The organism is Peterkaempfera griseoplana (assembly GCF_001418575.1).
GTDB classification, from domain to species: Bacteria; Actinomycetota; Actinomycetes; order Streptomycetales; family Streptomycetaceae; genus Peterkaempfera; species Peterkaempfera griseoplana.
In genome coordinates, this window is sequence record NZ_LIQR01000122.1 from 1 (window position 1) to 22,005 (window position 22,005).

Below are 22,005 nucleotides of genomic sequence, written 5' to 3' on the forward strand. Positions count from 1 at the left end.
GGGCATGGGCGGGGTCGGAGCCGTGGGAAGTCCGGTGTCCCCCGGCAGGGAGACCAGGGCTCTGCTGCGGAGGGCTGAAACCCTCCGCACAATGGCGCGGACCGTGCTTGCCGACCATGCGCGTGCCCGGGCGGCGGCCGAGGAGGCGCTGGCTCCGCTGCATGAGGAGCTGGTCCGCCGCGAGTTGACCAGCATCCCGGTCGCGCGGCTCGCGGACGCCACCGACGGCCGGCTCCGGGCGACCGCACTGGAGCGGGCGGGCCTCACCACCGTCGCCCACGTCCTGGACGCCACCGAGTACACGCTCCGGCAGATCCCCGGTGTCGGCAGGACCACGGCCACCCAGTCCCTCGCCGCCGCCCGACAGATCGCCGACGCCGCCCGGGAGACCGTCGCGGTCCGCCTCGACGTCAACCGGCAGCAGGACCCCGCCACCACCGCGCTGGTCGTCGCACTGCACCGGCTGGTGACCGCCGGACCGGACGCCGTACGAGCCCGCACCACCGCCGAGCGGCTGCAGAATGAGCTCGCCGGGCTCCTGGCCGCCGCACGCCCGGCCCGTGGACGGCTGCATCTGCTGCTCAGCCGTCAGCACCGGCGCGAACAGGCCCGGCAGGCCGTCCAGGAACTCGGCACCCAGCTCGCCGATGCAGACGCTGACGCTCTGCCGCTGCTGTTTTCCCAGGCCTGCGTGGACCTGCTGCGCCCACCCGTGTCGGGCATCGAAGCCTGGGTCGACTTCGAACTGCGCCCAGCCGAGTACTACACCCTGCTCAGCGACCTCACGGGCCCCTCACCCGACCAGGCCGGCGCCGAGGGCTTCCTGCCCACCGACCTAGCCGAGAAGGTCCGCACCCAACGGCTGGAACACACCCACCTCCGGGTATCGCTCCGCGGCTACCAGGCCTTCGGCGCCCGCTTCGCCCTCGCCCAGCGCCGGGTCATCCTCGGTGACGAGATGGGACTGGGCAAGACCGTCCAGGCCATAGCCGCCCTCGCCCACCTCAAAGCCGATGGGCACACCCACTTCCTCGTCGTGTGCCCGGCCAGCGTCCTGATCAACTGGCTGAGGGAGACCGAGGCCCGCAGCACGCTCCAGGCCTACCGCCTACACGGGCCCGACCGCGGGCTCGCCCGCGAGGAGTGGCTCCGCCACGGCGATATCGCCGTCACGACCTACGACACCCTGCCCACCCTCGACATACCGCCGGACACCCCCATCGGCATGCTCATCGCCGACGAGGCCCACTACGTCAAGAACCCGCAGACCCGCCGCGCCCAGGCCCTCGCCACCTGGACCCGGCGCGCCGAGCGAGTCCTGCTCCTCACCGGCACACCCATGGAGAACAGGGTCGAGGAGTTCCGCAACCTGGTCGCCCAGGTCCAGCCCGACCTGGCCGCAGAGGTCCGGCGCAGCCTGGCCGTCGCCGGCCCGCACGCCTTCCGCAAGGCCGTCGCCCCGGCCTACCTGCGCCGCAACCAGGAGGACGTGCTCACCGAACTCCCCGACCTGGTCCGGGTCGACGACTGGGAGGAGTTCTCCCCGGCCGACCTCACCGCCTACCGCACGGCCGTGGCTGCCGGAAACTTCATGGCCATGCGGCGCGCCGCCTACGCCGACCCCGCGCACTCGGCCAAGCTCCAACGCCTGCGGGAGGTAGTCCGCGAGGCCGCGGACAACGGACTGAAGGTAGTCGTCTTCTCCTACTTCCGAGACGTCCTGGCCACCGTGCACGCCGCCCTCGCCACGTCCGCCCCCGGCCCCATCACCGGCGACCTGCCGGCCGCCGCCCGCCAGCGGCTCGTCGACGACTTCACCGCGGCCCCCGGCCACGCGGTGCTGCTGAGCCAGATCCAGGCCGGTGGGGTGGGCCTGAACCTGCAGGCCGCCTCCGTCGTCATCCTGTGCGAGCCCCAGGTCAAGCCCACCCTGGAGGACCAGGCCGTGGCCCGCGCCCACCGCATGGGCCAGATCCGCCGCGTTCAGGTCCACCGCCTGCTCGCCACCGACAGCGTCGACCAGCGCATGCTCGACATCCTCGCCGCCAAAGCGCGGGCCTTCGACGACTACGCCCGCCACAGCGACACCGCGCACTCCACCCCCGATGCGGTCGACATCTCGGAGCAGTCCCTCGCCCGCCGGATCGTCGAAGCCGAACAGCAGCGCCTGGCCCTCCACCCCGTCGAGGAACAGGCCACCTGAGAGGGGATCTCCAAGCCCCCGCTCGGCCCGGAACACATCGTGGTTGCGCCGGCCAGGACCGTCACGTGCGCGGTCCTCTATGTCGGCCTGGGTGAGTCCGATCGAGCCCGGCGTCTGATGGATGCCGAGGAGGCCGCTGATGAACCAGGCGTCGATCTGCCCCAGGAAGTGGTGGTTCTCCAGGGCTCTGACAGGGTCGTGTGTCCGCTGGTGGAGAAGTAGCCTTACCGGGCCAGGTGGGGTTGACGACCATGTCGTAGATGACGTCGTCACGTCCCCTCCTTCTCAAGAGCACGGAGTAGCGGTCCCAGGCCGACCGAGTCGGTGGTGATGTGGTTCCCTGGGGATCCCGCTACCTCGAAGTCCGCAGCCTGAACCCGGTCCTGGGCCGCACCCCAAGCCTGGACCGCGACCGTGACACGTTCACCGTCAACGGGCCCGCGCTGGAGGACGCCGCGCGCGCCTTTGCCGATCCCGATCATCCCTACTGGGCCTTCGGCGATGCGGCCGACGCGGTACGTCCCGTCCTCAACCTGCCGGCCGAGCAGCGCAACGCGGGCATCATCTACTCCGCGCGCCGCGTTCGCGGAGCTCTCTCAAGGGGCCGTTCTCGGAACGCGGTTGTCGCCCGACAATTCTCCGAGGAGATCGCGTCCTTCAGCCGCCCCCCGCTCGCCCTTCGCCGCTGACCCACGCGGAGTAGAGTCCGGCGGCATGCATCCGATCTGCCGCCGCGGCCCCCGTCTTACTCTCCGAGAGTTGACTGTCGACGACGTCGACGCAGTCCACGCCATCTACGGCAGCCCGGAGGCGACCGCCCACCTGGTCGTGCGAGCCCCGCTCGCTCGACCAGGTGGGCGCTATCGTCACGCGCTCCATCGCATCAGCCGCTGCAAAGCCTCGTGATGAGTACGCGGTGGCGGTCATGGAGAACGCCAGCGGCGCGCTCGTCGGCTTCGCTCGCTTGGCTCTCGACCCTCACCAACAGCGCGCCGCGACCAGCGGCTTCGCGCTCCGCCCTGAGTCCTGGCATGTCGGATACGGCTGGGAGACTGTCAGCCTGCTCCTCGACCTCGTGTTTCAGGACTTGGACCTGCATCGCGTGTGGGCTGCCCGAGCACCGTTCAACGAGGCGTCTGCGAAGACGCTGCTCGCCGCGGGTATGACCGAAGAGGGCCGCATTCGAGGGCACGTCTTCGTTCGCGGCGCCTGGAGAGACTCCATCACGTACGGCATCCTGCGCGACGAATGGCAGGTATCCTCCAGCCTGCCTGCACAGGTCCCACCGGTGACTACCCCGACTGAGTGATCACCGCTTCCCGGCGCTCTATTAGACCTGGGCGAGCAATCGCTTTGGAACCCGTCCAACGGCGCTGCCCGGTTGTTCCCGCGGCAGGTCTCCGTCTTCGAGGACGAACTCGGCGTGCCGTCCGGCATCGGCCCCATGCAGGACGACGAGTGCCAGATCGACCCCGTGGCCCTGAAGACCTTCGTCGATGCCCTGCTGGTGCGGCACCTCTCCACGAGTCATGCGGTCGTGATCGCGCTCTCCGAGGGCTTCGTGGCAAGCATGCTGGTCCTGGCTGAGCGCGCCGGCATCCAACTCACCTGGCCGAGTGGCACGGCCGCGACCCTCGGACTGCCCGGACTGTACGCGGCGTTCGTGGTTGACCGCGACCACAGGAAGACGCCCATCGCGCCGACTCGGGTTGCTCCTCCTGCCGCTTGCGGATGTGTCCATCCTGCCCAGGTTCACGGCAGGGCGACCACCTGACCCGCGTACGACAGGCCGGCGCCGAAGCCGACCAGGAGAGCGAGGCCGCCTGGTTCGACGGCGCCCTCGCTGAGCAGGCGGTCCATGGCGAGCGGCACCGATGCGGCCGAGGTGTTGCCCGTGCCGGTCAGGTCCCGCGCCACCGCGGCGTGCGCGGGCAGGCCCAGCGCCCTTGCCGCGGCATCCACGATCCGGATGTTCGCCTGGTGCGGTATGAACGCGGACAGCTCGGCCACGCCCACCCCGGCCGCCTCCAGCGCCCGTCGGCCGACCTGCGGGACGGTCTCCACCGCCCAGCGGAACACCGCCTGGCCGTCCATCCGCAGGGTCGGCCAGGCGGCCGGGCGGTCGGCTGTACGCAGTGCCGTCCAGTGGTCCGAGTGCGCGATGGTCTGCGAGCGCGAACCGTCCGCCCCCCACACCACCGGGCCGATGCCGGAGGTGTCCGCCGGGCCGACCACCACCGCACCGGCACCGTCACCGAACAGGAACGCGGTGCTCCGGTCGTTCGGGTCGACGATGTCGCTCATCCGTTCCGAACCGACCACCACCACATGGCGGCTGTGCCCGGCTCGGACCAGCCCGTCGGCCAGCGCCAGCCCATGGCAGAACCCGGCGCACGCCGAGCCCAGGTCCATCGCGCCGGCCTTGGCCGCGCCGATCTGGTGCGCGACCTGGGGCGCGGCGGGTGGCGACTGCTCCAGATGCGACATGGTCGCAAGAATCACCGTGTCCACCGACTGCGGCTGCACCCCCGCGTGGGCGAGCGCCTTCAGCGATGCCTCGGCGGCCATCGCCACCAGCGTCTCGTCCGGCGCGGCGAACCGCCGGGTGATGATCCCGGACCTCCGCTGGATCCACTCGTCGCTGGAGTCGATGGCCGGCGCCAGCTCATGGTTGTCCACCACCCGGCGGGGCCGGTACGCACCGACACCGAGGATCCGTGCACCGGCAACCGGCGCAGCTGCTCGCAGCGTTCCGGTCACCGCCCGGCCTCCACCCGTTCGCGCGGCGCCGCCGCCTCGGCGGACCCGAACTCGCCGTCCAGGTAACGGCGTCGGGTCTCCCGGCGCTGCACCTTGCCACTGGAGGTCTTCGGCAACGAGCCCCGGCGTACCAGCAGAATCTCGTCCGCCTCCAGACGCTGACGGTCGTGCACCGCACGGCGGATCCGCTCGCGCAGTTGCTCGCCGCCGCCGCGCAGCGCCCGGCCGTCGGCCTCGACGACCAGCACCAGGCGCTCCTGGGTGCCGTCATCGGCGGAGAACGCCGCCGCGCAGTTCGGGTGCAGGCCCGGGTCGGCGTTCTCGGCGGACAGTTCGATGTCCTGGGGATAGAAGTTCCGGCCCTGACGGATCAGCACGTCCTTGATCCGGCCGGTGACGAACAGCTCCTCGCGGTGCAGGAGGCCGAGGTCTCCGGTGCGCAGCCAGGTATGCTGCTCGGTGCGGTCGGCGCGCCGGGCCCGGAAGGTCTGCTCGGACTCCTCCTCCCGGCCGTGGTAGCCGGCGGCCACGCACGGGCCGCTCACCCAAATCTCGCCGACCTGTCCGTCCGGCAGGGTGGCGTGCGTCTCCGGGTCGACGATCCGTACCAGGCTGTCACCCACCGTCCTGCCGCACCCGATGCTCGGCACCACGTCGGGCGACGGTGCCGATGCTGCATCCTGCGGCGTCGGCACCGCGACCGCCCGCCCGGCCCGCAGTTCCTCGGCGGACAGCCACAGCACGGTCGGCAGCCGGTCCTCCGGGCTGCCGGTCGCCTTCAGGGTGTTCTCGGCGAGGCCGTAGCCGGGGCACATCGCCTCGGGCCGGAACCCGGCGCGGCCCAGCGTCTCGGTGAAGAACCTGATGGTCTGCCAGCGCACCGGCTCCGCGCCGTTGGCAGCCACCCGCCAGGAGGACAGGTCCAGGCCCGGCGGAACCTCGCTTTCCGACACCGCCCGGGCGCACAGCTCGTACGCGAAGCTCGGCGCCGCAGCATGTGTGCCCCGGAACCGGGAGAGCGCCTCCAGCCAGCGCGCCGGGCGGCGGATGAACGCGTCCGGGGCCATCAGGTAGGACGGTATGCCCGCCCACAGCGGCAGCACCACGCCGAACAGCATCCCCATGTCGTGGAAGAGCGGGAGCCAGTTCACCACCCGGGCGTCGCCCCGGCACGGCCACAGCCGCTCGGTCTCGTCCACGTTGCTGCCGAAGTTGGCGTGCGTGACCCGCACCCCCTTCGGCGCGCCCGTGGACCCCGAGGTGTACTGCAGCAGTGCCGGCTCCTGCGCGCCGATCGGGCGTGGCTCCCAGCCCGCCACCACCTCGGGTGCCAACCGCTCGGCCGTGGCGGCCAGCGAGTCCGGGTCGTGCAGAGTCAGCCCGGCCAGCTGGGGCAACGCGCCGAAACGTTTCTCCAGATCCCGCTTCACCTCCGTGGTGGTGAGCACCACGGCAGCGCCGGCGTCATCGGCGATCGTCCGAAGCCGCTCCAGACCACGGGCACGCGACGGAACCTGTACCGGCGCTGCCGCCACACCCGCGTACATGCAGCCCAGCAGATCCGACACGAACCCCAGCCCCGACGGGTGCAGCAGCACCGCACTGCGCCCGGCCAGCCCGAGCGCGGTCAGCCGTGCCGCGACCTTCCGCGCCCGTACGTCCAGTTGTCGGTAGGTCATGGTGTCGGCGATCTCCTCACCGTTGTGCAGGAAGGCGTACGCCAGCTGGTCCGGCTGCTCGGCGCTGCGCCGAGCCAACACCTCCGGGAGGCTCGGCAACGCGCGCGGCGCAGTACCGGGTGTGCTCCGGATCCGGGTGGTACAGGTCCTCCGGCCAGCCACGGTCCGCAGGGTCCGCGCGGCACGGGCGTGGTGGGGCAGCGCGTGGACCCAGGCGGAGGCCGGCAGGCTGACGGCGGGCTGGCCGTCGGCGATCGCGGTGTCGGTCCCGGCGGCTGGCCCCGGGACGCGGGGGAGGGGCCTGGTCCGGGCGGCGGGCAGTTCGTGCAGTTCGCGGTCGAGCGGGTAGTGGCGGGTTGGGCGGCCGTGGAACTTGGCCAGGAAGACGACACTGAGGCAGTCGAAGGTGGGGACGAACAGTTCGCCGGGAAGCGGGGCATTGGGGTCGTACCAGTCCCACGCCTCAATCAGGTCCGGTTCGGTTGCGGTGGCCGAGCCTTCGAAGGTGTCCACGTAGGCGGCGACGGTGACGCGGGGGAACGCCGCGGTCGTCGACGAGGACGGATCGCAGCTGGATGTCGGCGGGGTCGGCGACCAGGCCCGGTCTCCTCGCGCAGTTCCCGGGTGCAGGTGTGGCGCAGGTCCTCGGTGAGGGTGCCGTTCTTGTCAGGTTTGCCTCCGGGGGCCTCGAGCATGCCGGGGAACCGGGCGGAGCGGCCGAGCAGGATGCGACCGGTGGCGCGCGGTCCTGGACGACGATGCCGACGCCCAGGCAGGCGTTCGGCTTCGGCAGGTGCCTCTCAGCGGTGCTGTGGCTGGGAGCCCAGTCACTGAGCAGCAGGAGGAGCAGGTGCTCGGTGTAGTGCCGTTCGACGCGGCGGAACTCGGTCGTGAGGTCGCTGATCTGCTGCTCGTCGAGGTAGATCGTGCGCCGGGCCGGGTCCAGGTGCCGCGGGTAGGGGAGCACCACCATGAACACCCCGCGCGGGGAAAGCCAGTTGGTGACCCGGTCCACGAGGAGCGGCCCGTCGGGGAACGCCACGCCGAGGCGGCACACGATCAGATCCTGCGAGTGGGGCGCGACCAGGTCCACGTCGGTGTTGAAGTCCACGCACCGGAACTGGGCTGTCAGGCCGGCCGGTGTCTGCTCCCGGGCCCGGGTGATGCCCGCTTCGGAGAAGTCGGTGCCGAGGGACTGGTAGCCGAGCGCAGCGAGGTGACGGGTCAGGGCGCCGGTGCCGCAGCACAGCTCCAGTGCCCGAGCGTTCTTGGGCCGGGGAGGGCTGCGAGCAGTTCGCGCTCCTGGTCGGTGAGCGGCGCGTAGTCCTTGCCCTCGACGTAGCGGCGGGACCAGTGCGCGGCGGTGCCGTGCTGGACGGTGCGGGCGGGGGCCGTGATGTCCTCCAAGAGCGGAAGCCGACTCTGAACGGGGCGGTCAAGGGATGAGGCGGACGGGCCTTGACGAGGGATATGCCGGCGGCTGGGAGGGGCGATCGAGCACGAAGTGGCGGAACCGGTCATCCTGGCCGACGAGCCGGAACCCGGACTTGGCCAGCACCCGGGCGGAGGCGGGATTGTCCAAGCGCACCTTCGCGTCCAGGCTGCACACCGCGGGGTCGCGGAAGGCGACCGTGACGACCTGCTGCAGGGCGGCGGTCGCGTAGCCGCGGCCCCAGACGTCGTCGCGCAGCACGCAGCCCACGCGCCAGTGCCCGCCTCCGGCGCTGCGAAGCCCGATCGTGCCGACCAGCCGTCCCTCCGCGGTGACGCCGACCATGCCCGGCTGCAGCGGCACGCCATCGACCGCTTCGGCGGCGTTGGCGATCAGGTCGCGGGCCTGGCCGGCGGTCAGGTCGGCGTCCCCCTGAGCTGCGCGGTCGGGACCGGAGTAGATCCGCTGCACGTCGTCGGCATCGGCGTCGTTCAGCGGCCGCAGCACGACGCAGAGCGCGAGCGCGTTCAGTGCTGCGGACTGCGCTGGCGTGTTGCCGGTCATGCGTGCGGCTCTTCTGCCGACAGCGCGGCATCGGCCATGGTTGGGGTGCGCAGGGCGGGGACGTCGGGCCGACCGGCACTGAGGTGGACGGTCGTGCCCGCGGTCCGGGCGTCCAAAGCGGCGTCCATGCGCGCGGCCAGCCGCCGTGGCAGGACCTCGCGGGCCTGCAGGCGGGGCAGCCACCGCGCGGACGCCACCTCCTCACCCAGGACGAGCGCGTCGACCTCGGCTTCGGTCAGCGGAGCAGGGGCGAACAGGAAGCACGCCAGACCGCGTCCGTAGCGGCCATCGGTACCCGACGAGGTGTCCACCGCCACGACCCGGCCCACATCACCACGCCAACCGACCTCCTCCCACGCTTCGCGGGCCGCGCCTTCGGCCGGCGACTCCGCGGCCTCCACCATCCCGCCGCACAGCTCCAAGTGCTGCTTATACGAGGGCTGCAGGACCAGGACCCGGCCCTGCTCGTCGGTGAGGACCACCGTGGCGGCGACCATCGGCGAGGGCAGCAGCGCATAGTGGTCGCGTTTGCTCCGCGCCGCGGGCCGGCCGTCGAGCAGCACCGCGGTGTGCGCGCTCCGCTCAGCCTCCAAGGCCCTCGCCAGCCGACGGCGCAGCGGCGCGGGCAACAGCGCCAGCGCCTCGGCCTCGGGGAAGTACCCGGCAGCGGTGATCTCCTCGTCTTGCAGCACCAGCTTCGTCGGGTCGATGGGGCCGCGCGGGTGGGCGGCGTAGATGTAGGCCACCAGGGTGCGCCCGTACACGTGGGCCGGGACGGTGTCCATGGCCAGCAGCCGGCCCACGTCCACCGGCACGCCCAGTTCCTCCAGGGCCTCGCGGGCGACGGCGTGCTCGGGTCCTTCGTCTTCGAGCATGCCGCCCGGCAGGTCCCAGCCGGGCTTGTAGCAGGGGTTCACCAGCAGGATGTGGCCCTGGTCGTTGCGGATCAGCGCGTCCGCGGCGGCGGCCGGGGCGCGGTGGGCGGCGACATGCTCCTTCACGTCCTCGGAGACCGTCACCTCCGCGTCGAGGTCCTCCACGGTGGCCGTCTCGTCGCTGGGTCCGCTTCGTGCCGGTACTGCGGAGATGGCGGAGAGTTCGGCGGCGTGACGCAGGATCAGGTCGCGGGTGCTGGGCAGCAGCCGCAGCCGGTGGAGCATGTCGGTGGTGAACCACCGCAGCAGCACGCCTTCGGTCAGCGGCTGCTGGTCGACGTCCCCGTTCCATCGGCCGGCGAAGATCTGGATCGGGGTGGCCAGGCCGTGGACGTCGACGACATCCTCCACGCAGTACGGCTGCACCTGGGTCAGCTGCAGGCCGGGGACCTCCTCGGCGAGCTCTCGCCGCAGCGTGTCCTCCAGCGACTGGTCCTTCGGGTCACGCCCGCCTCCCAGCAGCGAAAACGCTCCCGGCTCCCAGATGCCTGCGTAGTTGTCCCGAAGGTGGAGCAGATACCGGCCGCGGCCGTCGTGGATGAGCGCGGAGGCGTTCAGCGGCTCGGCCCGTCCGGTCAATCCCGCGGCGACGACCTTCTCGCGCAGCCTGGCGCTGGGCACCTCGTCCAGCGGTATCCATCCGGCACCGGCGCGCCGGTCGCTGGGAAGGCGGAGGCATGGCTGGTCGGCAACGGTGTGGAACACGAACCTAAGCTCGACCTCGTGACCCTCGTCGGTCCCGGCGGCCGCCGCAGCCACCTCGACGTCGAGTACCTCGGCGAGCAGCTGTGGCGTCAGGCACAGCCAACCAGGCTGCACCCCGGTCTGCTCAGCGAGCGCGCGCAGGGCCACGGCCATCAGCGATTGCTCCGCCTGTGCCCACCGGCCGCCCGGCAGGACCCACCCGCCGGCGGTCTGCTGCACGTGCAGCACCCGCAGGGAGCGGCCGAGCACCATCGCGCTGCAGCGCACGGCGTAAGGGAGCCCGCCCGGGCCCGCGACGCGGGGCAACGCCGAGGGGTCTGCCGTTGCTAGGAGCTGCTCGAGGCCGCCGCGTTCACCAGGGAAGCGGCGGACGTAGCTGGTGAGCAGGTCACCGAGGGCGGGCGAAGACGTCATAGCGCAACCTCTCGCAGAACAGAGGAACTGAGGCAGGGGAGGCCGCGACCCGGGGCCGCGCCGAACGGTTACAGGTCGGGCAGCGGACCCCTGCCGGCGCCGGGGGCCGACAGAGCCGGACCTGGATGAGAGGCGCTGCGCGGTCAGCAGGACCGCAACGAGGGTCCCGGCCTCCGCGATCCGGCCGTCGCCGCACATCCCCACCGCCTGGTCCAGGTCGACCCAGCGCAACTCCGTTGCACGGGCCGACCATCAGCGAGAGAGTCCAGGCGCCTCAGGATCCGCTCGATGTGCCGCCAGTCGTGGGCGATGTCCTTGTCGACGTAGTACGGACGCGCGTGTTCGGCGTACGGCTGGACCGTCTCGCGTTGAGGGAGCACAGCCTCCTCCTCGTCTCGATGCTTGGGTGCTGGGCGTTGACTGCTGTGTCCCGGGTAGCAGGGCGTGTCGGAGTAGGCGAATCGAACGGCCGGTGGCGACGTAGGCGCGCAGTTCGGGGTGGCGTTGGCTACTGAGCGGTCCAGTAGTCGCCGAGCATGTCCCCTGGCCAGGCGGGCTGCTGGACAGCTCCGCGCGGACCGAATTGCTCGAACCATGGCGCCAGGTCGATGACTGGGGTGGCGTTCACTGCGTCGAGGTCCTTGACATGGATGTCTCGACCCTCGACTTTGATCAGCCGCGGATGGGAGATGCCGATCTGTGCCGGGCGTCGATGGTTACGGTGCACGAACGTGCCGGTGGGATCCCACTCAGGGTTGCCACGCGGGCTTCGCGCACCCAGGTGGATGTCCTCCGGCTGAGCGAGGTGGAACTTGAAGACCACCTGCAGATGCGAGAAGGCGTCCAGTCCCTCAAGGGTGTCGAGTGGAAGCTCAGGCACGAGACGGATGATCGACTGGACGCCGCCCCAGTAGTCGTCGCTGACTTCGGCACGTGGGGAGATCACGTGTCCGATCACGGGGAGCGACAGCTGCTGCAGAGTCATGGGCTTCTCCTGTGTCGGGGTTCTCAGATGCTGTGGGCGAGGTAGGCGGCGGCCCGGGCGTCAACCTCACGCACCGCGCTGATGCCGCGCGGTCGATAGGGGGAGAGCGCTTGGCGCATCTGTCGGGCGGTCTGTACGGTGCGGCCCGACCGCACGCCGTCCATGAGGTCCAGCGCCCGCGCCCAGGTGCTGCACGCTTGTTCGATTCCGCCTTGCTGTGCCTGAAGCGCTCCGAGGTAGCCCAGCGTCACCGCGTGAGTGCGCGGGAATGCTGCTTGACGCGTGCGTGCGCTGCGCCGGAATTGACTGATGGCCGCATCGAGATGACCACTGTCGCGCAACGTGCATGCGGTCTCGTGTGCCAGGCTGGCTTCCTGGAAGAACCACACGCGCCGTGGCTCATCGCCGCGGCTGGCCTCGGCGCGTGCCAGATCGTCCTCCGCCCGATTCAACGCCGTAGCGGCGCCCTTCGCGTCTCCGGTCGCTGCCAGGGTCCGGGCGTGGACGACCCCAAGAAGAGCGCGCTCGCGGTGGCTTGCCTCGCGGTATCGCGCACCTTCTATTGAGGCAGCTGCGACGTGGCAGGCGGCGCGGTGATGGCCGAGATCGTTGGCCTGGTGGGCCATTGCGCGCAGGACATGGCCGACGAGGGGGGCGTCGTCGGCCTCGGCGGCGAGCTTGACCGCGTTGGCGAAGTAGTGCTGGGCGAGACCGTGCTCCGATGCGTCGAACGCCATCCAGCCCGAGAGGTAGGCCAGCTCGCCGGCCGCGGAGAACATGTTTTGTCGCAGCTCGTTGGTGGCGAAGCGGCCGTGGAGGAGGGGTTCGACCTCCGTCGTCAGGTACTGGACGACGGAGGAGCGACCGTGGCCGCCACCGCGTCGTTGGTCCATCTGGGAGAACAAGTCGATCACGTCGCGCACTGCAGCCAGGTCTCCCTGACCAACGCGCCGACCGGAGACAGGCCGACGCGTCTGGGCGCCGACGGACGCAGACCACCGCGGCGCGTGGGGGAGTGCCAGGGTGGTCACTTGGTAGGCCAGGGCGCTGAGGGCGTGGCGGCGATCCATGCTCAAGTCGCGTCTCCCGAGATCGGTAAGCGCGATCAGCGTATCTGTATCCCACAGGTCCCCCTCGCAGTCAGGCGCCTCCACGCCCAGTCCTAAGTCGGTCGTCAGTACGGGGCGTCCAAGCCGACGGGTGAACGTCTGGGCGAGCAGCACAGGTGTCTGGGGATCGTCGGGAACCGTTCCTTCGACCCAGGCCTGGATGTGGGTTCGCCCCACCAGCGCAAGTTGCGTAGCCCCGTTTTCCTTGGCCACGCGGACGAAGGCAGCCGCTGCCTTGGCGCGAGACCACCCGGCCTCTGCCAGCAGTGCCTCAAGCCGGACGTTGCGCTTACGAGCCGCGGGCATTGCGTCCCCTTGCTCCGAGATGATCTTTGTTCACTTTGCTCAAGCCGGGGTCCTTGACGGGATACCCCCGCAGCCGGTCAGACGGTTTGCTCAATGTAGTCACTGCTGGCCGACTCTGAGTAGCCATCGGCGACTGTGCTGCGCCTGCGGACACTCGCCTCGTGCAGGACGTGTACCCGACCAGAGGGGAGCCCTCGTGCCTTCGCACTTCCTTCGCCCGCAGCCTGATCCGTCGTGTATCGCTGTCGTCCACTCTCGCCGGGTGCCAAGACCAGTGCCGGAGGAGGGGCGGATGAACGGCCAGTCTGAAGGGGTGCAGTGCGCCGTGCGGGAGGACACTGTTGCGGTAAGCAAGTCGGGGGCGCTGGGTGTCAACGATGCTCGGAAGACGCTGATGCGCACGCTCAAACGGTGGGGCTTGCCGGAGAACGTCGTGTATCTGGTGGGGTTGTGCTCGTCTGAGGTCCTGACCAACGCCCTCATGCACGCCGGCGGGGCAGACAGCGTTCGAGTGGCCTGGATGCGCTACGGACGGGTGCGCGTCGAGGTCGCCGACCTCAGCCCTGAGCCGCCTCGGATCAGAGGTTTCGTGGACCTCGACGACCAACAGCAGGCTGAAGCGCTGGAGGCGGTCGGCGGTCGGGGCCTGGACCTGGTTGACGAGCTCGCTGCGGAGTGGGGCTGGCTGCCGCGCCGGACCGGCAAGGTGGTGTGGATTGAGTTCGATGACGGCGAGGTACCCGTGCTGGGCTCCGCCGATCGAGCTGCAGCCGTTCCGAATAACCCGCCGTCGCTCCGAGTACAGCACGCCCCCGTGCATCAGCCGCCAGCAAGTGGATCCGTGCTGCCGGTCGGCATGGCAGTGACGCCCCTGCCGGGCGCAACCTAAGCCCTCACAGAGAGCTACATCCTGGTCGCGGTGGGTCGAGGGTGTCTGACGGAAGCAGCGGCTCCGCCACGCCCCGTGTGAAAGGCGACCGCGCCCATGCAAAGCACAGCCCCTGACACGGCCCGCGCCCTGGGCAGCGTCCCGCAGGCCTAGCTCGCCTCCAGCTCGCTCGCGCCGTCGATCAGGCAGCTGACCACCAGCGTGGCCGACACGCTCAGCCGCTTGCACCTGTGAGCACTCACACGCCCACGGTGCCTGGACCGACAGCAAGGGAGGAACCATCGCTTCCTCCGAGCCACACACAGAGCACGAAGTCCGAGAAAGGATTGCACTCGTGGCCCCGCCTTCACCTCACCGGGATACCGAACAGGTTTTCACCCGCCGACTGCGGCGGCTCGTGGTCGCCCCGGCGGTTGCTCCGGCGGGGCTGTTCAGTTCCGCATGGGTGGTGCACGAGACCCTCAATACCTCGCTGGGATGGACCGCTGCCGGTGCCACGCTGGGCTGTTGCATCGTGGCCTCTCTCTCCGCTCGGGCAGTCACCGCGCTGTGCCGCGACGTGCGCGAGAGCCACGCCTTGGCAGTCGCGGATCAGACAGAGCAGCAAGCCCAGAGCAAGGACGCGGTGCTGAGGTGGATCGAGCATTTCCGCAGCCTGGTCGCTGACGGCCAAGCAGGTCTCGCCCGTGCCCTGGCGCAGGTCGATCGTGGTGAGCCCGTTTGGCAGGTGAATCCCTCGCCCCACGATCAGCCCGGGGACCCGTTCGCGGATGTCGCGATCGCTCTTCAGGAAGTGCAAGCGCAGGCGGTTGCTGCCGTAGCGGCTCTGGCCGCCCGGCTGCCGCGTGAGGTGGAGCAGGCCGAGGTACTGGTCAGCGTCGCCCGCCGGCTGCACGCTCTGGTCAGCCGGACAGTGACCGCCCTGTCGGCCCTGGAGAAGGGTGTGGAGGACCCCGACCTCCTGCACGCGCTGTTCACGATCGACCATCTGGTGACCCAGACGCGCCGGGCCACGGAAAGCCTTGCTGTGCTCGGCGGGCAGACCCCGCGCCGCGTCCGCCGCCCCATCCCCCTGACCACAGTGCTGCGGCAGGGCGTCGCCGAGATCGAGCAGTACGCCCGGGTGCGCGTGGTGCCACCGGACCTCCTCTTGGCCGTGCCCGGCTATGCAGGCCCGGAGGTGATCCACCTCCTGGCCGAGCTGCTGGACAACGCCACCAAGTTCTCACCCCCCTCGACAGCGGTCACAATGCGCGCCGAGGGCGTGCCCGCGGGCCTGGCCATCGAGATCGAGGACCGCGGACTGCACATGTCACCCGAGAAGGTCGCACACCTCAACCACCTTCTGGCCGCACCCGATCGGACCAACGTGCAGACGCAGGTCAGGGATGGACACATCGGCCTGCTCGTCGCGGCCCGGCTCGCTCACCGCCACGGTATCCACGTCTCGCTGCGCCCGAATATCCTCGGCGGCACCCAGGCACTCGTGGTCGTACCGAACACGCTGCTCATGGCAGCCGATCAGCCCGTTCCATCGGCTCGGACAGCGAAGGCGCAGACCGCCCCCGTTGCCCTGGTGCCGGCCGCAATCCCCTCGGCGATCCCCAGTCATCACGCCGTGGCCCGTCGACCCGCTGAAGCTCCGCCCTTGCCGCAGCGCAGCGGGAGAGTCGAGGTTCCGCGCGACGCATCCCAAGGGGGCTTCGATTCGCGGCCTGTGCTCCCCCGGCGAAGCCAGGTACCCGGGCGCCCCGACCTGGGAGCACACCCCTCACCGACGACGATGCCCTCAGGGCGGGCAAGCGCGGGCCTGATGGCACGGTACTCCGCCGGAGTCCGGCAGGGCACAGGCAGTACCGAGCCCTGAGGGACCGGGTCCTTCACATTCACATACTCAACTGATTGGAGCCGTTGATGTCGACCAGCATGTCCGCGAGCCCGCCTCAGGCAAACCTCGGATGGCTGCTGGGGGAATTCCTCATGCGGGTCCCCGGCGCTGAGAGCGCCGTGCTGGCCTCCAACGACGGGCTGAAACTGGCCTGGGCGGGACTGACCAGCGACGAAGCCGATTCCACAGCCGCGCTGATGTCCGGCCTGTACTCGCTCGCCAAGGGTGTCGGCCAGATCACGAACAAGGGCGGCGGGGTCCGTCAGATCGTCATCGAGGGTGACATGTCCCTGCTGTTCGTGATGAGCGCCGGGGACGGCGTGCCGGCAGGGATGCAGGTGCGCACCGGCACCGACCCGGGGACGGTGGGCACGGTCCTGGCCGTGCTAACGGCACCGGATGCGGACCCGGGTGTGGTCGGTCACCAGATGGCCACCCTGGTCGACAGCGTGGCGGAGCACCTGGTCACCCCGACTCGCCAGGCTGATGCGCATCGCGGTGCGGATCAGTGACCTGCCGGGCGGCAGCGGCCTGGCATGGGTGGCCGAGGACGAGCAGGAACTGCGTCCCTACGCGGTCACGCAAGGCCGCACCCGGCCCCGGCACCCGATGCGCCTGGTCACCCTGCTGGCCCCCGGCCGAACGCAACCGGCCGGTCCCCTTGCGCCGGAGGCCGCCCAGGCCCTCGCCCTGTGCCGCACCGAGCACCGCTCGGTCGCGGAGATCGCCGCGCACCTGGGCCTACCCGCCCAGGTCGCCAAGGTCGTCCTCTCGGACTGCCTCGACGCCGGCGTGTTGCTCGTGTCAGTGCCCGACACCTCCAACCCCACCGGATCCGTGCAACTTCTGGAGGCCGTCCTTGCCGGTCTACGCCGGAAATTCCCCGACGTCGCCTGACGCGGCGATCAGCCGCGCGACCCCGCCGACCCTGCTGAAGATCGTGGTCGCGGGCGGCTTCGGGGTGGGCAAGACCACCCTGGTCGGCGCGGTCAGCGAGATTCCCCCGCTGACGACCGAGGAATACCTCACCGAGGCCAGCAGCCGCACCGACCCCCTGGCCGGGGTCGAGGCCAAGTCGACCACCACGGTGGCCATGGACTTCGGCCGCATCACCTTCGACGACCCGCAGCCCATGGTCCTCTACCTGTTCGGCACCCCCGGCCAGGACCGCTTCCTGTTCACCTGGGACGACCTCGCCCACGGCGCCGTCGGCGCCGTCATCCCCGCCGACACCCGCCGTCTGGCCGACAGCTTCACCGCCGTCGGCTACTTCGAACAGCGCGGCCTGCCCTTCGTCATCGCCGTCAACCAGTTCGACAACGCACACCGCTACACCCCCGACGAAGTACGCCACGCCCTCGAACTCCCCGCGACCGTCCCCGTCCTGCTCTGCGACGCCCGCCAGACCCGCTCCGCCGCCACCGTCCTGATCACCCTCGTCCGCCACGCCCTCGCCACACTCGCCTCTTCCACCACAGGAATCCGCTCATGACCTACGACCCCGAGTCCGGACTGCACCTGCCATCCCCCGACGACCAGCGAGAGCAGCGCCTCCAACTGCTCGCGGACCTCGGTCTCGGCGCGCCCAGCAACCGGTTCGACGCGTTCGCGACCGAACTCGCCCGAGCCGCCGGCGAGCCCTACGCCATGGTGAACCTGTTCACCGACGAACAGGTCTTCGTCGGCCTGCACTGCCCGGAAGACGGAGATCTGCCGGCGGTCGGCCGGACCATGCCCCGCGACCAAGGCTGGTGCCCCGAGGTCGTCGAGCGCGGCACGGCGCTGGTCCTCCCAGACGTGTACGCCCACCCCCGCTTCGCAGGCAACCCGGTCGTCGACGCCATCGGGATCCGCACCTACGCCGGCGCCCCGCTCATCCACCAGCCCACCGGCACCGTCCTGGGCACCGTGTGCGTCGTCGGCCCGACCGAACGCCCCCGCACCAGCGCCCAGGCCCGGCTGGCACTCCTGCGGGAACGCCGGGACACGCTCATGGAGCTCATCGGCCAGCACACCAGCCACGTCCTGCAATAGCAAGGCGTCTGCCAGACACGGCGGACCTCCGTGAGGGAGGGGAAGGATGAACGTGCACGCAGACCCGGCGGAGCGCCACGAAGCCCTTCGTCAGCAGGTGCGGGAGTTCGCCTGTGCCGAGATCGCCCCCCGCATCGCCGAGATGGAAGCCACCGGGGGCGTCGACCACGAGGTGCCCGCGCTGATCGCCAAGCAGGGGTGGATCGCAGTAACCGTCGGCGCCGAGCACGGCGGGATGAACGCCGGTCACCTCGCGAAGACCCTCGTCATTGAGGAACTCTCGCGCGTCAGCGGCGCCATGGGCGCCATGGCCCAGGCCTCCATGCTCGGCGCGGCGAAGATCATCCACTTCGGCAGTGGGGAGCAGCAGCGCACCTGGCTGCCAAGGGTGGCCGACGGGTCGTGCCTGCCCACCATCGCGGTGACCGAGCCCGGCTCCGGCGGACACGTCCTGGGCATGGCCTCCACCGCCAGACGCAGAGGCCGCGAGTATGTCCTCACGGGCCGGAAGGTCTACGTCGGGAACAGCCACATCGGCGACCTGCACGGTGTCGTCGTACGCACTGGGCGCGGGTCGAAGGGCCTGTCGGCGTTCCTGGTGGAGGCGGACCGCCCCGGCTTCTCCCTCGCCCCGCACCGCCCATCTATGGGCCTGCACGGCTTCTCCTTCGGCGAGATCACCCTCGACCAGTGCCGAATACCCGCCTCCAACCTGATCGGCGAACACGGGGACGGCCTGGCCGTCGCCTACTCCTCCAGCGTCCTGTATGGCAGGCCCAACCTGACCGCCGTCGCCCTCGGCATCCACCAGGCGATCATGGACGAGACGGTCCGCTTCGTCCAGGAACGCGAGCGCTACGGCGGCCCCCTGGCCGACCTGCCCACGATCCGGCAGAGGGTGGGCGCGATGCAGTCCCGGCTGATGGCCGCGCGCACCGTGGCCTACGACGCCGTGCACCGCCTCGACCAGGGCCTGCCCTGCGATCCGGAGCTGATGAACGCCAAGTACGTCAACGTCGAAGCGGTGCTGGACACGGCCCGTACCGCGATGGAGATCCACGCCGCGGCCGGCCTGCAGAAGGACCGCCCCCTGGAACGACTGGTCCGCGACGCCTTCCACATCTACGCGCCCGCCGGCACCGGCGACATCCAACTCCACCGCCTCGCCGAGGAAGCCCTGGGCACCTCACGCGGCCAGTGGTCCCAACGCCTACTGCCCGCACCCGTCGCATAGACCCCAGCCCGGTCAGCCGCCTCGCCACCTCGATCAGAACCTGGAACCGATGAGCACCCGTCTACCTCACACCACCCTCGCCAGTCCTACCACCCGAACGACCACACGGGATGCCGGCCGACCGACGTCCCGGCCGACCTCGTCCGCCGGCTTACCACCGGTACGAACCGTCTCCGCTCTGCAGATCCGCGCTCGCCCCCCGGAGAGCTGGCAGAGCGCAGGCCAGCCTTGGGACTTCGGCGAGGACGCCAAGGAAGACTGCTATCCCGCCCGGGTACCGCAGTTCGCCACCACTGCCATCACCTGCGGCCGGTACTTCCAGACGGTGCGCGTCCCCTACCGCGAGGCCGAGGCCGCCCACACACTCCTCGACCCCCGCGGACCCGTCCTGGCCAACCTCCTTGCAGGAGCGTGCCACTTCATCCTCGATCCAGGTGTCGCAGCTGCCGATCGGTGGGACGTGCCCGGCACCCGGCTGCTGCGCGAAGGCACCCGCATTGACATCCCCCCGCCGTTCGCCGTCTCTGGCCGGGACATGCGCTGGATCGTCCTGCCCGGCAACGGCCGGAACAACCCCCGCCGTCTGAGCCGGTCACTTGGGGCCACGTCCAGAGCGGGGGGACACGGCCCCAGCCGGACTCGACAGACAGGAGGTGCCTGAGCCGATGACCAACCCCGCTGCTGTGTCCGGTAGAGAAGTCATCCTCCCGCTGCCACCGCCACACCTGACGGTCAGAGAGATCGCGATTCTGCGGCTCATGGCCGCAGGCCGCCCGAACACGGAGATCGCCTCCGCACTCCAGGTCTCGCAGGAGACCCTCCGCAAACAGGTCCCTCGCGTGCTGGCGGGCCTGTGCGCGGAGGGCAGAGCACACGCAGCCGCGCTCGGCGTCGTCCACGGGCTGGTCCGGCCCCAGGACCTCGAACTGACGCAGCTCCCGGCACCGCCAGCCCTGTCCCAACGCGAGGCAGCGGTTCTCCGGCGCATCGTGAGCGGGGCAAGCAGCCAGCAGATCGCCCAGGAGATGTACTTCTCCGCCAAGACGATCCACGCTGACGTCACCCGGATCCTGGAGCACCTCCAGGCACGCGATCGCGCGCACGCCGCCGCACTCGCAGTCCTTCTCGACCTGGTCCAACTACAAGACGTCGACGGTCGGCTACCCCGCGGCGCGCTGGGACGAATGAGCCTTCGGTAGTAGCTGAGTCATACGGCCCGACTGCAACCGGCGCCTCTCCAGAGAGCTATAACTCCGACAACCCAGGGAAAGGCCCATGACCGATTCCGCCGCCACGCCTGAGGAAGCCGTGGGCAACGACCACGCCTGCGGGGTCCGGGTTGTGCAGGCCCTGTGGAGCGGGGTCTGTCGCGCGGCGGTCAGCACCGGTGGCGAAGTCCACGAGTTCACGCTGGTCACGCCGGGCCGTCGCAGCGCGCTGGCCGCGGCCGCCGCGTTCGCGGCCGGACCTGAGAACCCAGACTCGATGCGGTCAGGCAGAGAACGCATCCGCACTACCGTCCTCGCCCAACCTGACGGGGGCCGCCATGCTTGAGCTGACGGTCACCCAGGTCCCGACGGCGACCGTATGAGCGGGGCGACGTCGGTGCCAGGCGCCACCCAGAGGAATCGTGATCTCGAGCGGATCGTGCTGGACGAGCTCACGTGGTCGATGTCGGGATTCGCCCAGAGGATCCGCGAGCGCTGCGCGGCCATAGGCCATCCCAGGTCCGTGAGCACGAGCACGGTGTCGCGGTGGTTCGCGGGAGCGCAGCCGGGACCTGAACTGGCGGCCGCGGCGTGCTATGTCCTCACCCATGCGTGCAAGCGCCAGGTGACGCCAGAGAGCCTGGGGTGGCGGTCCGAGGATATGGATGTGGCCGAGCAGGCGCTCCAATACGGCGACCTAGGCCACGCGGTGCGGATGCTGCGACGGCTGTGGCAGATGGATGCGGTGCCCAGGAGCGCTGCGGTGCGAGGGATGCCGTTTGCTGCGACGCCCTCCGCGATGGAGGCGCTGGTCATGCTGCCCGACACGGAGATCGCCGGGTACGGCCAGCGGCGGGTGACCGTGGCGGACATCGAGCTACTGGATGCGCACACCGACCTATACGGCAGGACGGACGCCCGGCACGGAGGTGGGCAGTTCCGCTCCGTGTTCGCCAGCTTCCTCGCCGCCCACGCCGTTCCTCTGCTCGAAGGCCGGTTCAACGCCGGGCGCGGTCGGCTGCTGTACGGCAGCGTCGCTGATGCTGCCCTCGCGCTGGCGAGCATGGCCTACGACGACCAGCTGCCGGGCCTGGCGCAGCGCTACGACTTGCAAGCGATGCGGCTGGCGCAGGCGGTCGGGGATCGCGGCCGGCTGGCGCGTGGCTGCATACACCAGGCGCGGCTGGCGGCGGTGCGAGGCGACGGCCGGGAAGTGCTGACCCACGCCCGCAGCGCGGTGGTCGCGGCGAGCGGCGCGCCCGCGCTCGTGCGAGCGTATGTCTCGGTGACCGAGGCAAGGGCGTGGGCCTACAACGGGGACGGCGCGCAATGCCGGGCGGCGGTGGAACGGGCGCGTGCCGCGTTCGACCGGGCCGGGCGCGGATCAGACCCGCGGTGGCTGGCGTGGCTGGACCGCCCAGAGCTGGAGGGACAGGCCGCTTGGGCGCTGACGATGGCCGGGCTGGCCGAGGAGGGCGCGGAGGCTCTAAAGGTGGCGATGGGCCTGTCGCCAGAGCGCACGCGCGACAGCGTGGAACTGCTGATCACCGGTGCCGAGCTGGCCCGGCTGCGCGATGACCGGACAGAGCGGGAGGAGTTGCTGGCGAAGGCGAAGACGACGGCGCAGCACCTCAAGAGCCGGCGCCTGGCACGGCGCCTG

The 22,005-nt window shown here is 70.5% G+C and carries 21 protein-coding genes and 2 pseudogenes; 14 read left to right on the top strand and 9 right to left on the bottom strand.

Features of this window, described 5'->3' with window-relative positions:
- Nucleotides 1-4: 4 nt before the first annotated feature.
- From AOK09_RS10365 to AOK09_RS43125, 4 genes and pseudogenes are all read left to right on the top strand, one after another.
- Nucleotides 5-2,203 carry a DEAD/DEAH box helicase gene (locus AOK09_RS10365; protein ID WP_055586849.1) on the top strand — a complete coding sequence of 733 codons (2,199 nt, stop codon included), beginning with the start codon at nucleotides 5-7 and terminating at the stop codon, nucleotides 2,201-2,203.
- A 332-nt stretch (nucleotides 2,204-2,535) separates the two neighbouring features.
- Nucleotides 2,536-2,892 carry a hypothetical protein gene (locus AOK09_RS10375; protein ID WP_055586851.1) on the top strand — a complete coding sequence of 119 codons (357 nt, stop codon included), beginning with the start codon at nucleotides 2,536-2,538 and terminating at the stop codon, nucleotides 2,890-2,892.
- A 25-nt stretch (nucleotides 2,893-2,917) separates the two neighbouring features.
- Nucleotides 2,918-3,512, top strand: a pseudogene (locus tag AOK09_RS10380) (GNAT family N-acetyltransferase).
- Between the two features lie 27 nt (nucleotides 3,513-3,539).
- Nucleotides 3,540-3,977, top strand: a complete 438-nt coding sequence (locus tag AOK09_RS43125; protein WP_265736713.1) for a DUF6086 family protein — start codon at nucleotides 3,540-3,542, stop codon at nucleotides 3,975-3,977.
- On the opposite strand, the gene AOK09_RS10390 is transcribed toward AOK09_RS43125, so the two are convergent.
- The 9 genes and pseudogenes from AOK09_RS10390 to AOK09_RS10425 form a co-directional block, all read right to left on the bottom strand.
- Nucleotides 3,956-4,963, bottom strand: a complete 1,008-nt coding sequence (locus AOK09_RS10390; RefSeq protein ID WP_055586853.1) for a beta-ketoacyl-ACP synthase III — start codon at nucleotides 4,961-4,963, stop codon at nucleotides 3,956-3,958. The genes AOK09_RS43125 and AOK09_RS10390 overlap by 22 nt on opposite strands.
- Nucleotides 4,960-7,155 carry a fatty acyl-AMP ligase gene (locus AOK09_RS10395; RefSeq protein ID WP_245687223.1) on the bottom strand — a complete coding sequence of 732 codons (2,196 nt, stop codon included), beginning with the start codon at nucleotides 7,153-7,155 and terminating at the stop codon, nucleotides 4,960-4,962. The genes AOK09_RS10390 and AOK09_RS10395 overlap by 4 nt, the downstream gene beginning before the upstream one ends.
- Nucleotides 7,110-7,337, bottom strand: a complete 228-nt coding sequence (locus AOK09_RS43640) for a hypothetical protein (protein WP_157875852.1) — start codon at nucleotides 7,335-7,337, stop codon at nucleotides 7,110-7,112. Before AOK09_RS43640 ends, AOK09_RS10395 begins: the two co-directional genes overlap by 46 nt.
- Before the next feature lie 311 nt (nucleotides 7,338-7,648).
- A pseudogene (locus tag AOK09_RS43645) lies at nucleotides 7,649-7,897 on the bottom strand (class I SAM-dependent methyltransferase); the annotation flags it as partial.
- Nucleotides 7,867-8,049 (bottom strand): hypothetical protein, encoded by a 183-nt coding sequence (locus AOK09_RS41935; RefSeq protein ID WP_055586855.1) that lies wholly within the window; start codon nucleotides 8,047-8,049, stop codon nucleotides 7,867-7,869. The gene AOK09_RS41935 and the pseudogene AOK09_RS43645, both read right to left, overlap by 31 nt.
- A 28-nt stretch (nucleotides 8,050-8,077) precedes the next feature.
- Nucleotides 8,078-8,638 (bottom strand): GNAT family N-acetyltransferase, encoded by a 561-nt coding sequence (locus AOK09_RS10410; protein ID WP_055586856.1) that lies wholly within the window; start codon nucleotides 8,636-8,638, stop codon nucleotides 8,078-8,080.
- Nucleotides 8,635-10,692 carry an NUDIX domain-containing protein gene (locus AOK09_RS10415; RefSeq protein ID WP_169797015.1) on the bottom strand — a complete coding sequence of 686 codons (2,058 nt, stop codon included), beginning with the start codon at nucleotides 10,690-10,692 and terminating at the stop codon, nucleotides 8,635-8,637. The genes AOK09_RS10410 and AOK09_RS10415 overlap by 4 nt, the downstream gene beginning before the upstream one ends.
- A 508-nt stretch (nucleotides 10,693-11,200) precedes the next feature.
- Nucleotides 11,201-11,677: a TrmO family methyltransferase domain-containing protein gene (locus AOK09_RS10420; RefSeq protein ID WP_055586858.1), complete on the bottom strand. Its 477-nt coding sequence runs from the start codon at nucleotides 11,675-11,677 to the stop codon at nucleotides 11,201-11,203.
- A gap of 23 nt (nucleotides 11,678-11,700) precedes the next feature.
- On the bottom strand, nucleotides 11,701-12,999 hold the full coding sequence (locus tag AOK09_RS10425) for a Tat pathway signal protein (protein ID WP_245687224.1): 1,299 nt from the start codon (nucleotides 12,997-12,999) through the stop codon (nucleotides 11,701-11,703).
- 385 nt (nucleotides 13,000-13,384) lie between these two features.
- Here AOK09_RS10425 and AOK09_RS10430 point away from each other — a divergent pair, with 385 nt between their 5' ends.
- The 10 genes from AOK09_RS10430 to AOK09_RS10475 form a co-directional block, all read left to right on the top strand.
- Nucleotides 13,385-13,981, top strand: coding sequence for an ATP-binding protein (locus AOK09_RS10430; RefSeq protein WP_055586860.1), 597 nt, complete (start codon nucleotides 13,385-13,387; stop codon nucleotides 13,979-13,981).
- A 334-nt stretch (nucleotides 13,982-14,315) separates the two neighbouring features.
- Nucleotides 14,316-15,848, top strand: coding sequence for an ATP-binding protein (locus AOK09_RS10435; RefSeq protein WP_055586861.1), 1,533 nt, complete (start codon nucleotides 14,316-14,318; stop codon nucleotides 15,846-15,848).
- 47 nt (nucleotides 15,849-15,895) lie between these two features.
- Nucleotides 15,896-16,381, top strand: a complete 486-nt coding sequence (locus tag AOK09_RS10440) for a roadblock/LC7 domain-containing protein (protein ID WP_245687225.1) — start codon at nucleotides 15,896-15,898, stop codon at nucleotides 16,379-16,381.
- Nucleotides 16,356-16,766 carry a DUF742 domain-containing protein gene (locus tag AOK09_RS10445; protein WP_079062916.1) on the top strand — a complete coding sequence of 137 codons (411 nt, stop codon included), beginning with the start codon at nucleotides 16,356-16,358 and terminating at the stop codon, nucleotides 16,764-16,766. The genes AOK09_RS10440 and AOK09_RS10445 overlap by 26 nt, the downstream gene beginning before the upstream one ends.
- 7 nt (nucleotides 16,767-16,773) lie before the next feature.
- Nucleotides 16,774-17,361, top strand: a complete 588-nt coding sequence (locus tag AOK09_RS10450; RefSeq protein ID WP_055586870.1) for a GTP-binding protein — start codon at nucleotides 16,774-16,776, stop codon at nucleotides 17,359-17,361.
- Nucleotides 17,358-17,903 carry a GAF domain-containing protein gene (locus AOK09_RS10455; protein ID WP_055586863.1) on the top strand — a complete coding sequence of 182 codons (546 nt, stop codon included), beginning with the start codon at nucleotides 17,358-17,360 and terminating at the stop codon, nucleotides 17,901-17,903. The genes AOK09_RS10450 and AOK09_RS10455 overlap by 4 nt, the downstream gene beginning before the upstream one ends.
- A 46-nt stretch (nucleotides 17,904-17,949) precedes the next feature.
- The gene (locus AOK09_RS10460; RefSeq protein ID WP_055586864.1) at nucleotides 17,950-19,137 is read left to right on the top strand and encodes an acyl-CoA dehydrogenase family protein; all 1,188 of its coding nucleotides are present in this window, start codon (nucleotides 17,950-17,952) and stop codon (nucleotides 19,135-19,137) included.
- Between the two features lie 665 nt (nucleotides 19,138-19,802).
- Entirely contained in the window at nucleotides 19,803-20,336 is a 534-nt protein-coding gene (locus AOK09_RS10465; RefSeq protein WP_055586865.1) for a response regulator transcription factor, read from the top strand.
- Nucleotides 20,337-20,412: 76 nt separating this feature from the next.
- Nucleotides 20,413-20,691, top strand: a complete 279-nt coding sequence (locus AOK09_RS10470) for a hypothetical protein (RefSeq protein ID WP_055586866.1) — start codon at nucleotides 20,413-20,415, stop codon at nucleotides 20,689-20,691.
- 177 nt (nucleotides 20,692-20,868) lie between these two features.
- Nucleotides 20,869-22,005, top strand: a 1,137-nt coding sequence (locus tag AOK09_RS10475; RefSeq protein ID WP_175609285.1) for a transcriptional regulator, incomplete at its 3' end; no start/stop codon positions are given.